This window comes from Pseudomonas sp. F007 (assembly GCF_057814275.1).
Window position 1 is genome coordinate 316,321 of record NZ_JBVATA010000004.1, and the last position, 15,480, is coordinate 331,800.

Sequence of the window (15,480 nt, forward strand, 5' to 3'; positions counted from 1 at the left end):
GCATCAACAACAGCTGAATTCGGTAGGATCCTCACTTGCTATCGCTGCGAGCGTGTGTCATCTGCATCTGGAAAATAAATCCGCCCCTCTTGCTCCGCCTTTAGCTTGGCCGGGGTATCTGCGAGCTGGTCGTTGAATCGGTCCAAGCGGTTAGGTTCAACCAGCCACTGATCGGGAAACGGTGCCGCACCCGGGCCTTCACGATGACGCCGCACCGCACCTCTTGAGTATCTCTCAGTGAACGGCACTACGTGCTTGCCATCGGCATTGGCCATTTGTTCGAACAATGCCTTGCGCAGAGCAGTCTTGGTTTCCAGATAACGTGGTTCATCGATCAGATTGTGCATCTCACGCGGATCACTTTCCAAATCGTAGAGTTCCTCGATATCCCATACACCCTGGTACTGGATGTACTTCATTTGATCGCGCTGGATCGCAAAAGTGGTTGGTGTCATCGGATAAGTCCATTCCCAGTAGTACTCGTAGACAAAATCCGGGACTTTCCAATCCCCAACCGGCAGCCGTCCACTCGCCACCTCCAGTACGCTTTTTCCTTCAAATTGAGGCGGCGCCTTAACACCAGCGACATCCAGGAGTGTCGGGGCAATATCCAGGTTACGCACTCTGACGGGATTGGTAACTCCCGCAGGAATCAGCCCCGGCGCATACACCACCAGTGGTACCTTTATCGAACCCTCATAAGCATTACGTTTGTCAATCAAACCATGATCACCGATCAAATAACCGTTATCACTATAGAACACCACCATAGTGTTATTGTCGAGGTTATTCTTCCTTAAGTACTCCATAATCCGACCCACACTATCATCCACGGGGGATAACGTGGCATAGTAATCTTTCAAGTAATCCGTCATCTTCACATTCGAGTGATAGAAAAAATCTAGGCCGTGCCAACTGTTACGCTGGTTCTGCACCCACATCGGTTTACCGATCTTATTCTCCGGCGTATCGGCGGCGCTCTCCGGAAGTTTAAAAGCGACATCTTTATATTGCCCCTTATAACGCTCCGGAGGCCTCGGGAAATTATGCACTGCTTTATGGCTAAGATAGAGAAAGAACGGCTTTGACGTATCGCGCTCTTTCTCCAGCCAATGCATCGCATAGTCAGTAAGTTCGTCGGTGATATAACCTTTTTGAGGTACCACCTTGCCATCGACATTAAACGTATGTACAACCCCAGCCTTCATCGCTGCAGGTGACAAGAAGTCAGTCGGAAAATAGTTCCCCTGCCCCTTGAAGCTCACCCACTTGTCGAAACCAGGACGCGGCTCATCGGTTTCAGCCCCCATGTGCCACTTACCGATTAAGGCCGTCTGATATCCCGCTTGTTGTAAGTAACGTGGAAAGAAGGTCAGACCTTTCTCTGATGAATTGTTGTTATCGATAACTCCATGAGTCCGCGCCGTTTGCCCTGTCAAAATCGTCGCGCGGCTCGGAGAGCAAAGCGCCGAAGTGACGACGGCATTGGGGAAATAAGCCCCTCCCTTGGCTAATTGATCGATGTTGGGAGTCTGCAACCCTGGCTGCAAGAAACCCATACCGTCAAAACGCAAATCGTCGACCAGAATAAAGACCATATTGCGTGGTGGTGTTTTTTTATCTGTTTCCTTTGCCAAGGTCATTGGGCTGACACTTAGCATCGTCGCGAAAGCAGCGATAGCTACTCCCAGCAAATGTTTCCGCGGTTTCATATTGTTTCCTTCTTCCGCCGTAACAACGTATTAGCAATCGAATGGGTTGCGATGCTGACCCAGATAACTACTTGTATTCGTGTCTCCAGTCGACTCGCCGTGAGCCCGCGGAGGGATCAATCGACGAAACGCTGTTCGACCAGGTCTGTCGTTGCCGTCAAAAGTAGCGCCTGCGCAGATTCGCCCAGCGCCACACGATATTCACCCGCATTAACGTGCCACTGATTAGACGCTGTATCGAAACGTGCTAGCAAACGTGGATCTGCCTTGACCGACACCCGACGAGCCTCACCTGGCTCTAGCTCCAATCGCTCGAAACCTAATAGACGAACTCGTTTGTCACCTGCCGCGTCGGTGAGGTAGAGCTGTGGAACATCGATACCCTTACGCTTGCCGGTATTCGTCACGGTGAAACTCGCCGTGATCGTCTCTCCCCCACTGACTTTAAGATCATCGAAAGCGAAACTGGTGTAGCTCAGACCATGACCAAAAGCGAACAGGGGTTTCTCATCCTTCTTTGCAAACCATCGATAGCCCACTTCGGCCCCTTCGGAATAGTTGACCGTCAGCGGGGTGCCGAACGGCGTACCGAAGCCTGGAAGTTCAGGTCGTGGTGTTTGTCCGATATCTGCTGGAAACGTCATCGGGAGATGGCCGGATGGATTGACCTGGCCGGTTAGAACTTCGGCGATCGCCTGCCCTCCCGCCTGCCCTGGGTACCAAGCCTCGACAATTGCCTTAACTTTGGTGTGCCATGGCATGGCCACCGGATTGCCGGTCTGCAGAACAACTATGGTATTGGGATTGGCGCTGGCAACGGCGTCAATCAACGCATCCTGACCAAAAGGCAGGGACAAATCAGGACTATCGAACCCTTCAGCCTCGTGGCGCGTTGCGAACAAGACGACTACATCCGACTGCTTGGCGAGTATGGCGGCTTCCACGGGAAAAGCGCCTGAATCATAGGTAATGCTAGCCTTCGGCATAAGCTTCTGCAGCTCCGATTTAGGCGCCGAGGGGAGGAAACTCTGTTTCCGTTGGTTCGCCATCAACCCTTGTCCACCCACAGGTATGACCGTGGCAAAGCCGCCCCGCGGGATTACTTGACTCGAACCAGCGCCGGACAGAACGCCGGTGTCCGCCAAGCCACCGATTACCGCGATACGCATCGGCTTTTCGCTTTGAAGAGGCAATACTGCTTCGTTCTTCAGCAAAACGATCCCCTGTCTCGCCACCTCAAGTGCAATCTGGTTATGCTGATCCAGATCGATAGGAGTTTCTTTGACCGGCTTGTCGACCCCCACTGCGTAAATCGAGCGAAGGATCCTTTGCACCATATCCGAGAGACGCTTATCCGGTAGCTTGCCTTCGGCATGGGCGGCTTGAAGCGGTTCGTTGAACCACTCCTGACCCCAGGCAAGCTTGTCCAACTGGGCCCCGGATTCCTGATCAAGCCCCTTAAGTGCATAGGTCCAGTCCTGAACGGCCCCCCAGTCGGACATGACCCAGCCCTTATACGCCCAGCTCTTTTTCAACACATCATTCAACAGATGTTCATTACCACAGGAATACTCGCCGTTTACCTTGTTGTAGGCACACATGATCGATCCGGGCTGGGCCAGTTCTATCGCCATTTGGAAAGCCAAAAGATCAGACTCTCGATGTTCAGCCGCATCGATCACGGCATTGAGCCAATGCCTGTTGGTTTCGTTGCCATTCAGTGAGAGATGCTTGACCATAGAGATCACCCCTTCACTCTGGGTACCATTGATCGCACCGGCGGCAATACGTGCACTGAGCAGAGGATCCTCCGAGATGTATTCGAAGTTTCGTCCATTGCGCGGATCGCGTGCCAAATTCATGCCTCCACCGAGCAGTACATTAAAACCTTTGGAACGAGCCTCTCTCCCCAGCATCGCCCCTGCCACTTTAGCGAGCTCCGGATTGAAGGTCGCCCCTAAAGCGAGTCCCGCCGGCAATGCCGTCGCTGAGTCACCTGTTCTGAAGTTGTGGGGGTTGGTAACTCCCAAGCTGGCATCAGTCATGGATAACGCAGGGACACCCAAGCGCGGCACACCTGGTACATAGCCCGCACCGACCGGCACCTGTTCTGAAACCCGCTTATCCCTCCCTCCGAACACAAGATGGACAGGCATAAGGCTATAGAGGAGCGAATATCGCTCTGCATTGGTCATTTTCTGCTCGGTTTTACGGGCTCGCTCATCCGCTGACGAATCTTGTTGGGCTGAAGCGGCAAGCCCAGCCTGGGTGAACGACAGCAATAGGCTTGCACTGACTGCAAGGCCGGTCTTCTTATTATTTTTCTTCAACATGAACGCTCCCATACTTGATGTATCGATGCGATGAACGCTTTCGATAAGCGAACACCCGACCGTCACCCCCATCCAGGGATGTTCGACCATTTATGAAATGGCCACGCAGCGACCATCCCTTTTTCTCTTCTATTGCTTCAGGCTATGACGGCGCACGCCAGACACAGCGAAAACCAACATGACAAGTTGAAGTGTCATCGGCTTGCGGAATACGCGCGGCGGGGCGATATCGCTGGCAATAGTTCGGTGCGCAAAGATGCGATCCGCCTTTGACCACCTTGCGACCTATGCGTAGGTTGGGAGTATCGGGGTCGTAGCTGTCCTCTTCCCGACCACCACGCGGATTGCTTGGTACGCAACAATGCGCAGTCGGCGGCAATCCTGCCGAGGGCGATGCAAACCAGTCGGCTGTCCACTCCCATACGTTACCGATCATGTCGAACAGACCGTAGCCGTTGGCCGGGAAGGTCCCTACCGGCGAGGTCCTTTCCCAACCATCTAACAGTTGGTTCTCAACGGGGAAGCGGCCTTGCCAATAGTTTGCAAGCATCCGTCCATCCGGGGCGAGACAGTCACCCCAGGCGAAGTCAAATCCATCGTTGCCACCGCGAGCCGCATATTCCCATTCGGCTTCGGTCGGCAACGCTTTACCAGCCCAGGCAGCGTAAGCTTCAGCATCCACATAGACGATATGTACGACCGGATGGTCTTCCAGTCCTTCAATCGAGCTTCCCGGACCCAGTGGTTCTCGCCACCAGGCGCCGAAACGGAAGATCCACCATTGCGCCGGGCTCACCAGGTTCACGGAAGGCTTCGGCGGCACAAAAACCAGCGAACCAGCTTTAGCCATCTCCAGTGGCATACCGGGATAATCCTCAGGATCCGGCGCGCGCTCGGCGAAGGTCTTGTATCCAGTGGCCTCCACGAAGATGGAGAACTGTCGATTGGTGACCGGTGTAGCATCGATCCAGAATTCATCGACATGCACTTTGTGGACAGGTCGCTCTTCAGGATAGAAGCGATCAGAACCCATTCTGAAAATGCCACCGGACAGAAAAACCATGCCTTCCGGGGGACTGGTGTGCATTACCATGTACTGCCTCTCCTATCTTCATTACGCAATGTCAGGTCCCATTTTTTCAGCGGTTCTTTGCGCTGAGCGAACTCAATGAACTCGTCCGTTTAGATACAGACCTGATGAGCACGTGTCGATGGCTTCGCCAGAGCCTGGCGCATGCCCTGGTCGCTCAGCGAACACCATCTTGGCGCAGCTTCCCAGGCGAGAAATCCGCCGGAGACAAAGATGCATTGAAGTCAAACGGCACCTCCTCGTTAGCCAAGCCGCCGATATTGTAACGCCCGGAAATCAGGTCATACGTCGCCCCGCCCGTCACCCATACCAAAGGCTGATCGTAGTAATTGATGGTGTTAGCTTCAGCGACCCGCCAAATTTCGCCGCGATTGTCGTAGTGGTCGGCTACTACGATCTGGTATGTATCTTCGTCAAGGAACAGATCGCGTTGTTTGTAAATGTGCCGCTGGCCTTCCTTCAGCACACCACGCACATGCCATACCCGGTGTAACTCGTAGCGCAAGAGCTCTGGATTTACATGACCAGGTTTAATGATGTCGCTGTACTTACTCGTCTTGGAAGCAAGGCGGAAACTGTTGTACGGAACATACATTTCCTTTTTGCCAATCAGTTGCCAGTCATAGCGATCAGGCGCCCCGCTGAACATGTCGTTATTATCGATAGTCGTCAGTCCGTCATTCGACGGGTTGTCATACGCAATCTGCGGTGCGCGCCGAACTCGGCGCTGACCTACTGCATAGTTCCATGCCAGGCGTGGCGTATTCACTTGGTTGACGGTGTCATGCACCAGTGTTATTTCACCAGCCTGACGTGCCGGCGCAAGAGTCGACTGCAACGTGTACACCAGAATGTTGCCGTTACTCTTGCTGTTGTCGGTGACATCCTGATTGAACAGAATAATGTCCGACAGTTTTTTCATAACATAGTCGCCGTTGATCTGTGGTTGTGCGCTGGCGAAGTTGCGCTTAATACCCACACCCCGGTAGCGCATCAGATGATTCCAGAGCACCTCCAACCCCGAATGCGGGATAGGAAACGGTACGACATTCTTGGCATCGGCAACACCATTGCCGTCCTCCACAAGTCTGGCGTTGAGTGCATTGAGTTTGACCGCTTCGTACACACTCTCTGGATAGGAAGCCGAACGACGCGTCGGATACACCAACAATTTCCAGGTTTTCGGATAGCGTTTTAGCATTGCCATCTGACCGGGACTGAGCTTGTCGGCGTACCTGTCGGCATTGGCTGCGCTGATCGTAAGCAACGGCTTGTCGGCGACAAAAGGATCCTTGTAGCCCACCACAGAATCGTACGCGTCGACACGCTTGGCCAGACCACCGTCCCATGCAGGGATAGTTCCTTCAGTATTGCCCGCCCTCTCTCCCCCTATCGGGGTGAGATCCTTGCCGAGTCGAGCAGCCTGAACTGCATCTACTTGGGCATATGCCATCGAAGATGCCAGCAAAGCGGAAATCAACACGCCGGTAGACAGAAATTCCAATCTGAACATGATAGGCCCTCAAAAACTATATTTAACATTGAAGGAAAGGTAATCACGATCACCAGTAGCACCGCCGGTGTAGTCGACATACCGAACACCGAAAGAGAGCGCGTCCAGGTAACTCGCGTCGACCGCTACCGAAGTACTCCACGCTCGCTCGCTGAGACCGTTGGTTAAGGTGGGCGCAACACCATTGAATGCTCGAGCATTGCTCAACGACGGAATGACGTTGATCCCCCTGAACACGTCGTTGTAAGTCATTGAGGCACTGACGGTCGCTCCATAAGCGCTGCTTGTAACATCCCCGTAGGCCAAATCGGTTTCGATTCCCATCACCCGGTTAGCCACCAGTTCGGCGATGTAAGTCGTCGAGTTGGAACCCAGCACTCCACGTCCGGTTCGGATAGTCCCAAGCGAAGCCTGATACATATCCTTCTTTCGGTAGTTCTCTACCCTGGTCCCGAAGGGGGGACCTGCCGGATCAAGCAGCGCCGCCGCTAAAATAGTGCCGGTTGTCAGGCTGATGGGTGCATCGGGCTGATAGCTCACCTCGCCAAAAAGCGATTGCCCACTGAAAATGTTTTCGCCCCCAATGGTGGTATTGAAACTGAGGCCATACAGCTCGCGATTTTCCAGATACTCGGCATAGTAGGTCCCAGTACTAGGAACAGGCTGGCCGCCTAACCTGCGGGAAACGGTCGCGCCAAGCCGCGGTAATTGATCGCTGAAACGCAGGTAATACAGTCCAAACTCAGTGTCATTAAGCTCTGGTGCAAACCATCGCAAGGCGACACCAAACTGCGCAGCCGAGTCCGCTTTAATATCCGGCGCTCGCGGGACGAACAAAAAGGGAGAAGCGCCGGGAACAGAGGGGTTATCGAATGCGCCAACCGCTAGATAATCACAGCCTTCGTCGAAAACATCTGTTGTCGAAAAATAGGAGCCACAGGGGTCAAGCTTGGTTTTATCGTTAGCCCAAGCTGGCTGATAGTAACTTTCAAAGGTGAGACTTTCGCTTAACTGATAAGAGGTATAGATCTTGAAGGTCGGCATCAACGACTCTTTTACCTCCGACCCTGGAGCGCGCAGCGCATTGAGGTCGAGGGGATTGCTCGCATTAATACCGTTGCGATAATACAGCCCCTCGCCCCAGTTAATGACTTGACGCCCAACTCGAGCATTGAGACTACGTTCACCGAACATCCAGCTACCGTACACAAACGCATCTAATAACTCTACGTTGGATCCGGCTTCATCTAATCCACCCGCTGTTATTTGCCGATGCCGACGATTGTCGTCCATCAATTCGAAATCGTAGAAAGCACGTCCACGCAAAAAGAGTCCGTACTGATCCTGCCACTTCAATCCTAGCTCTGAGACGACCTTTGCCACTTCAGAAAATAACTCTCCCTTCTTGAAGTTTAAGTCGCCATCATCGGAATTGATTCGCTTAGCGTTCGTTCCAGTGCCGCCGTTAGCGGCAGCAATCAACTTCTTGTCCTGTCCCTCGGCGCGGTAGTTGACGCCATAAGAAATGGTTGTATCGAGAGATCCCCCCCAGTCCCCAGAACTGAATTGATAAGCGTGTACAACTGAGAGCGGCAGCGCGACAAGTATCGCCACAACAGCTGTGGCCCAATTTTGGCAATTACCGCTTCGCCGATTTGGAATCGCTCGTATGGAGCCAGAGGACGGCCTGCATCCAATTGCATTCATATTCAAACCTTTTTTCTTGTTGTTGTAATTCCGGCGATTCAGGCACGAACCTGACCCGGTGGCCTCTTGATTGCTCTGCTAGTCCTCGAAGGGACTAAATCAATTACTTGGACGCTTTTAGAATCCGATCGAAACCTGGCTCTGCCTTGGCGACCGACTGCTCGAAATCCGAGGCACTACGCAGGAGACGTTCGACGATGGCTGGCTCATTGGCCGCCTGATCATATTTTTCACCTGGGTCGCGACCCAAGTGGTAAAGGGTCGGTTGGGGAAGCTTTCCATTTCGTCCACCGAAATGTGCACTCGCCTCATAGATATTGAGTTTCCAATCACCGTCTCGCCAGGCCATCAGCTTGCCGCCCAAGTAATAAGGCATCGTGTGGCGCGGACTATCCTTCCCGCCTTTGAGAGTCACGGAGAGATCAACACCGTCGAGTTCGGCGACGGGTAACTTGGCGCCGGCCATCGCCACGAATGTGGGGAGCAGATCGTAGGTAGAACCAATGCCATGCACTACAGAAGGCTTGATAGTACCCGGCTGCCAGAACAAAGCCGGTACCCGTACGCCCCCTTCATAAGTGGACTTCTTGCCCTCACGCAGAACACCTGCCGAGCCAGACAGTGCCTCGAACCATAACCAAGGGCCGTTGTCGCTCACGAACACGACCAGCGTATCCTTGTCGTTTCCACCACTTCGCAATGCCTCGAGTACTCGACCGACACTGTAATCAAGTTCCGCGATGGCATCCCCAATACGTCCGCCCTTGCTCTTGCCCTCGAACTCGGGCCCGGCGAAGTGCGGTAAATGCGGCTTTTCGTATCCGACCCAGACGAAAAAGGGCTGATCGTGTTTCTTGCCCACGTAATCGACGACTTGATCTGTCAATCGACGGTTGTAGGTTTTCTGGTCGATGGGACGCTCCAGTTCCTGGTCTTCGTAGCGAGCGTCAGTACCCGTCCCTACCCGCTTGCTGCTGATGAGCGGGGTATTCCACAACTCACTCTTAGGCTGGCTGAAACTCGCAGTTGCCTGGGCAAGGTATTCGCCAAAGATTTTCTTGAGCGGCTCACCGCTCATTGCTCGCTTCCGTAGTTGTTCATTAGTCACGCCGCCAACGAAATAAGCATCGTTGGACATAGGCGTTCCCCACCATTCATCGAATCCAACCCTGGTCGGATAGGCCGCTGCGGCATCTCCCAGATGCCACTTTCCAAACAAGGCAGTGCTATAGCCATTACCCTTCAGCACTTGGGCGATCGTGGCCTCCTTGTCCAGGAAGCTGTTCGGGTCACTCTCGACCACCACCGAATTGCTCACACCATAAAGCCCTGTTCTGGTTTCGACCCGCCCCGTGAGCATGGCACCACGGCTCGGCGAGCAGATCGGCGAACTCACATAGAAGTCGGTCCAGCGCTGGCCCTCTTGCGCCATGCGATCGATATTCGGAGTTTCGAACACTGGGTTGCCGTAGCTGGAGAGATCACCCCAGCCCATGTCGTCGGCAATCAACAGGACAATGTTTTGTCGCGCGGAGCTCGGCGCAGCCGGGGAAGCCTGGGCTTGCATCACCGCACTCAGGGCGCAGAAACCCAATGTTGCGACCACGCAACACCTTTTGCGAAATGGCAGAAGCTCACCTGAGACAGGACGCGAGGGAAATGTGATGTCTTTCATCGCTGGAACCTTTTAATTATGGCGCTAAGCCGCTCAACTGATGCATCACCTGATTGCTCCCTGCAGCAGCGTTCAAGCTCTGAAGCAATCGGAACAGAACACGCCTTTTTTGTTGTTATGGTCACTTTCCAGGTCTGCCCTGGCCGTCTACCACGTGCTCCGCTAAGGAACCATGGCTGTCTTGCAAGAATAATTTATCCGACTGGATAAATATGTCGATTGTCGTGTACATTGTCAACATCTGGAATGGCGAGTAAAAACGCTTAGCCAAGGTGAACGACCATCAGAAGGAAAGTCGCAATGCACGTGCCTCGGGTTACAAAACAGGACCGAAGCGAGCAGACTCGCGCACACATCCTGGAAATAGCGCTCGAAGAGTTCTCCTCCCATGGCTTTGAAGCGGTCAGCCTCAGGGACATTGCTGACCAGGCGGGAGTAAATCACGCGATGATTCGCTACTACTTCGGCAGCAAGGATGCGCTCTGGAAGGAAAGCGCTACTTACCTGTTCCAACGTCTTCGTGAAGAGTTGCCTCCGCTCGATCTATCCTCCGGGGATAAAAATCTCGACGACCTCAAGGAATACGTGCGCAACTATGTTCGATACTGCGCACGCCATCCCGAGCACGCGCGGCTGATGGTCCAGGAATCCATCACTGGATCCGAGCGTTTGAAGTGGGTCGCGCAAACCTTCATCCGACCAGCCCATGAAAGCACGCTGCAAATGATTACCGATGCCCAGCAAGGGAACGGTATTGGCAATATCGATCCCTTGATGCTTCTGTACATGATCGTCTCGGTTGTGCAGATGCCTTATCTGCTGACGGCAGAATTGAAGTACACCCACGGTCGCGATGCACTGGCACCAGAAGCCATCGAAGCCCACGCCGATGCTGTGATATGGCTCTTTTTTCGGACCTGAACAGACTCCAAAGTGCCGCTCCGTTTGTAACCATGCCGTGACGTTTCCAAGGCAATTTTTTACAAGCCGAAAGGTAAGCTGTGATTACAGTCAGTGCGACGCTAGAGCTCGTTTTTTAGTGTCGACAGAGCAAGCGCGCCAATCTACAGGCTGCTGCAGGCCACCGAATGTTAGCAGCAGAGTTTTTCAATAGTGGTAGTAACTACCACTTCAACTGTGTTTCAACAATCAGACAATCATAAGAGGGAAGGATCATGAGTATTTCCAAAATTACCGGTGCGGTGTTGCTTGTTATGGGACTTTCGCTTCAGTCGATGGCATTCGCCGAAAACGCTCCCACGTACAGCACAACGACAACGCCAATAAGCGAACTGCTGGATAATCCCAAGACACGTGTGGTGATGGACCGCTATTTCCCCTCTCTGGCAGATCATCCGCAAGCGAGTATGTTTCGTGGAATGACTTTAAAGGATATTCAGCCATTTTCCGACGGACGCATCCAGGATAAGCAACTCGAAGCGGTTGATCACGACTTGGCAAAATTGAAGTAATGGGTGAGTTTATCCTCATTGTTCCGTCAACTTTGACGCACATGTAAACATTCTAATTTCGATGATATCCCCCGATTATATCGATGCGCCACATAATCGGGGGACGGCACTGGCCTAGACGTCAACATTGATGCACATGCGACGGCAACGGAGCGCTGCGCCTTTATACAAATCAAAGTCGCCGCGCTCAGCTTCTGACTAGTGCGAGCCTTGACCACTAGCAGTCACCATCCATCTCTCTCCTTCACCGCCACCTCTTTAAAACGCACTCACGCAGACTTCAACGCAGACCGCGAAATCGGGCGGCTCAGACCATAGTGCTCGCGTAGCGTAGTGCTGGCATATTCACTGCGGAACAGGCCACGCTTGTGCCAAAATCTCGATAAATGGAAGCTCAAGCAACTTGCTAGAGGAACTTGACGGTATAATTCCGGTTGCCAACGAAGAATATCCAATGGTTCTGTGTGAGTGTCAGTTTTTGAATTGGTCGACCCTGTCCATGATCGCGTCGACCGTACCCGCGGCGATAGGCAGACCGGGATTAACGAACGCTTTTCGCCTGACATTTTCTGCGTTTGGAACCGAGATGTCGCGGGACGGTCATGAGCTGAACGCGCCCTCAGATTTGCAACTTGCTCGAGCACTTGGACGACCCGCTTCTCGGATCACCGAGCTAAAGTGATCTCTTCGTGCAACCACGCCGCGTTTATTGGAGTATTTGGTCCGCCCGTCCGCCCATGCCATGGGCATACCGACCTGGCTGCAATATTGATCGAGCGGACCGACGAATCTAGAGATGATTCCGACGTGACGGTGGTTATTTCTGGTTACGGTATACCCTCCGACCAAGCCGAAAGAATCGCCAGCGCCTGCCGAGACGCCGACACACTCAGCGGCCTACTGCATGAGCTAGGCCTTGAGTTCAAAGTACTAAACGCGAGCATCGTTGTACCGGGACGGTTGTTGAAAGCTGCGTAGCGCTGGTACGCCGGTTAATTTGCTTCGTGCGCTCTGGCCCATTTTCGGGTGGAGTTTCTCGACAGCCGTACGATTGGCTATCTGATGCAGCGACAGCTTGTCGCGGAAATAATCCGCCGAATTTTTCCCATCATTTCCATGCTGATCACCGGGTGTTCTCCTGCTCGGAAGAAGCAGTTGAACACTTGGGTCAGTTTTCTGTAAGCGGCAACAATTGCTCACCGTAGATGCCGAAAACACCCTTCAAGGGCCGAAGGAGCATTTCGCGGCGCTTCCCACCGATTCCCCTGGATACATTCAGGCGTATCTAAAAACGACACATCCCAGAATCCCTATTGCCAATGAGGGGAGAAGCACTCTACTATTTTTTGCAATTACTTTAATTGCATTGAGATTACTGGAGTCAGCGAATGTCATTGGTCGACGAGCTCATCGCTCTGCTTGGTGCAAACAACCTGATTACCGACGCCGGCGAAATGGCCGCTTCCCTTGAGGACTGGCGTGGGCGCTACCGTGGCGCGGCGCTGTGTGTCGCCCGTCCGGCCAGCACCGCAGAAGTGGCAGCGGTAGTGGCCTGCTGTCACCGGCACCGCGTGCCCGTGCTACCTCAAGGTGGCAACACCGGCCTGGTCGGTGGTTCGGTGCCGCCTTCCAGCGGGCCGGCTCCGGTGATCATCAATCTGCAGCGCATGCGCCGCATCGGCCTCGTCGACCCCGTCAACAACTCCATCGAAGTGCAGGCCGGCTGCGTCCTGGCTAACGTGCAGCAAGCGGCGCGGGACGCCGGACGCCTGTACCCGGTCAGCCTGGGGGCCGAAGGTTCCTGCCAGATCGGCGGCACCATCGCCACCAACGCCGGGGGCATCTCCGTGCTGCGTTATGGCAACACCCGCGACAACGTCCTGGGCATTGAAGTGGTACTGGCCGATGGCACCATCTGCTCGGAACTGCGGGCCCTGCGCAAAGACAATACCGGCTACGACCTCAAGCATCTGTTTATCGGCTCCGAAGGCACCCTGGGGATCATCACCGCCGCCGTGCTCAAGCTGCATCCCCTGCCCACGCGCTGCGCAGTGGCCTGGGTCGGCGTCAGCAGCCCGGCCCAAGCGATCGAGCTGCTGGTGCTCACTCGCCAGCTGTCGGGCTCATCGCTGTCGGCCTTCGAGCTGATGAACCAGTTGCAACTGGACCTGGTAGTGGAGCACGTGCCGCAGCGCCGCTCGCCACTGGATACCCGGCATCCCTGGCACGTGCTGATCGAGCTGGCGGATACCGCGGGCAGCGCCGAACCCGAGGCGGCCCTTACGGCCATCCTCGAGCAGGCGTTCGACCAGGCCATCGTCGACAACGCCAGCATCGCTTCCAGTCAAGGCCAGCAGGCCGCCATGTGGGAACTGCGCCATAGCGTGTCGGAAGCCAACAAGAAAGGCGGCATCGGCCTGACCACCGATTGCGCCGTGCCGGTGTCCACCATCGCGACCTTCATCGAGCGGGCCAACGCCGCGATGGCGAAGCTTGCCCCGCAAGCGCAGATCGTGATTGTCGGGCACATGGGTGACGGCAACATTCACTACATTCCGTTCTTCCCGTTCGCGGTCTGGGACGGACTCGAGCAAACCGAAGCCCTCGCCCGTGAACTGCGTCGTGCGGTCAATGACGTGGCCGCCGAACTGGCCGGCACCTTCAGCGCCGAACATGGCGTCGGGCAAACCTCGCTCGATGAAATGCATAACTATAAATCCGCGGCTTCGCTCGCCCTGATGCGGGCGATCAAACACGCCGTCGACCCCCTTGGCCTGTTCAACCCGGGCCGACTTATACCGCCTGAAAAATAAAACCCACAACAAACATCCCTAGTGACGATAGCGACTATCGACAATATCGCGAAGAGAGGTCAGGAGTATGGGCAACAACATTAATAACTGGTCACGCCGCAGCGTGCTCAAGGCCAGTGTGGTCGGGGCCGTCGCACTGTCGACGAGCAGCATGTGGTCGTCCTTGCGGGCGCAAACCAAACGCATCGTGGTGCGCGATGATGGCGGCGTCTACACCAAGGCCTACACCGAGGTGTTCTATCGGCCGTTCCAGGAGGCGACGGGAATCGAGGTGATTGGCGTACAGGCCAACGCCGAACCGACCGCGCAGATCCTGTCGATGGTCGATGCCGGTTCCTACACCTGGGACATGGCCAAGATCAGCCAGCCGGCAATCAAGATGCTCACCCAGGGCCAGAAGAAATACCTCGAGGCCCACGGCCTGGGCAACGACCCCATCGTGGCGCAGATGCCCGAGCACTTCATGTCCGAGTACGGAGTCGGCACCAACGTCTACACCACCGTGTTGGCCTATCGCAAGGACGCCTTCGAAGGGCGCCAGGCACCTACCTCCTGGAAAGACTTCTACGATGTGCAGGGTTTCCCCGGTCGCCGCGCCCTGCGCCGTCACCCCTTCGACACCATCGAGCAGGCACTGCTGGCCGACGGGGTTGCCGTGGCCAACGTCTACCCGTGCGACCTGGAGCGGGCGTTCTCGGCACTCGACAGAATCAAGAATGACGTCTCGGTGTTCTGGACCAGTGGCGCGCAAGTCGAACAATTGCTGGTGTCCGGCGAAGTCGACATGGTGCCGGTCTGGGTCTCGCGTGCGCAATCGGCCCGCAGCTCCAATGCCCCGGTCGGCATCGTCTGGGACCAGAACATCTGGGGCCTGGACAGCTGGGCCATCCTGGCGGGCACGCCCAACGCCGCAGCCTGCCGCGAGTTCATCAAGTTCACCTGCGACCCCGAGCGCCAGGCTGCACTGACCAAGTATTTCCCCGCCGGTGTGACCCATCCCCGGGCCTTTGACTTCATCGACCCGGCCGTGGCCGCCGATTGCCCCTCCTACCCCGACCACATCGCCAAGGGGCTACCGATCGACGCCCAGTATTGGACAGAAAAACAGGGCACGGCGCTGGAACGCTATAACGCATGGCTCCTGAGCTGACCCCGCTGACGGGTC

Annotated in this window: 10 protein-coding genes; 4 read left to right on the forward strand and 6 right to left on the reverse strand. The window is 55.0% G+C overall.

Annotated features, from left to right (window positions below; all coding sequences use genetic code 11):
- Window positions 1-38 precede the first annotated feature (38 nt).
- From ACZYR5_RS11595 to ACZYR5_RS11620, 6 genes are all read right to left on the reverse strand, one after another.
- Window positions 39-1,712 carry a sulfatase family protein gene (locus tag ACZYR5_RS11595; protein ID WP_489089765.1) on the reverse strand — a complete coding sequence of 558 codons (1,674 nt, stop codon included), beginning with the start codon at window positions 1,710-1,712 and terminating at the stop codon, window positions 39-41.
- 116 nt (window positions 1,713-1,828) lie between these two features.
- A complete protein-coding gene (locus ACZYR5_RS11600; protein ID WP_489089764.1) occupies window positions 1,829-4,045 on the reverse strand; it encodes a beta-glucosidase in 2,217 nt (738 codons plus the stop codon).
- 142 nt (window positions 4,046-4,187) lie between these two features.
- On the reverse strand, window positions 4,188-5,138 hold the full coding sequence (locus ACZYR5_RS11605) for a formylglycine-generating enzyme family protein (RefSeq protein ID WP_489089763.1): 951 nt from the start codon (window positions 5,136-5,138) through the stop codon (window positions 4,188-4,190).
- Between the two features lie 154 nt (window positions 5,139-5,292).
- Window positions 5,293-6,648 (reverse strand): DUF1329 domain-containing protein, encoded by a 1,356-nt coding sequence (locus ACZYR5_RS11610; RefSeq protein WP_347907557.1) that lies wholly within the window; start codon window positions 6,646-6,648, stop codon window positions 5,293-5,295.
- 9 nt (window positions 6,649-6,657) lie between these two features.
- The gene (locus tag ACZYR5_RS11615) at window positions 6,658-8,355 is read right to left on the reverse strand and encodes a DUF1302 domain-containing protein (protein ID WP_489089762.1); all 1,698 of its coding nucleotides are present in this window, start codon (window positions 8,353-8,355) and stop codon (window positions 6,658-6,660) included.
- A 103-nt stretch (window positions 8,356-8,458) separates the two neighbouring features.
- Entirely contained in the window at window positions 8,459-10,030 is a 1,572-nt protein-coding gene (locus ACZYR5_RS11620; RefSeq protein ID WP_489089761.1) for a sulfatase-like hydrolase/transferase, read from the reverse strand.
- 300 nt (window positions 10,031-10,330) lie between these two features.
- Between ACZYR5_RS11620 and ACZYR5_RS11625 the strand changes: the two genes are divergently transcribed.
- The 4 genes from ACZYR5_RS11625 to ACZYR5_RS11640 all read left to right on the forward strand — a co-directional run bounded on the left by ACZYR5_RS11625 (window position 10,331) and on the right by ACZYR5_RS11640 (window position 15,465).
- Window positions 10,331-10,951, forward strand: coding sequence for a TetR/AcrR family transcriptional regulator (locus tag ACZYR5_RS11625; protein WP_320402485.1), 621 nt, complete (start codon window positions 10,331-10,333; stop codon window positions 10,949-10,951).
- 254 nt (window positions 10,952-11,205) lie between these two features.
- On the forward strand, window positions 11,206-11,502 hold the full coding sequence (locus tag ACZYR5_RS11630; RefSeq protein ID WP_489089760.1) for a hypothetical protein: 297 nt from the start codon (window positions 11,206-11,208) through the stop codon (window positions 11,500-11,502).
- A 1,388-nt stretch (window positions 11,503-12,890) separates the two neighbouring features.
- Window positions 12,891-14,315: an FAD-binding oxidoreductase gene (locus ACZYR5_RS11635; RefSeq protein WP_489089759.1), complete on the forward strand. Its 1,425-nt coding sequence runs from the start codon at window positions 12,891-12,893 to the stop codon at window positions 14,313-14,315.
- Between the two features lie 67 nt (window positions 14,316-14,382).
- Window positions 14,383-15,465, forward strand: coding sequence for an ABC transporter substrate-binding protein (locus ACZYR5_RS11640; protein WP_095170782.1), 1,083 nt, complete (start codon window positions 14,383-14,385; stop codon window positions 15,463-15,465).
- The last annotated feature ends 15 nt before the right edge of the window (window positions 15,466-15,480 follow it).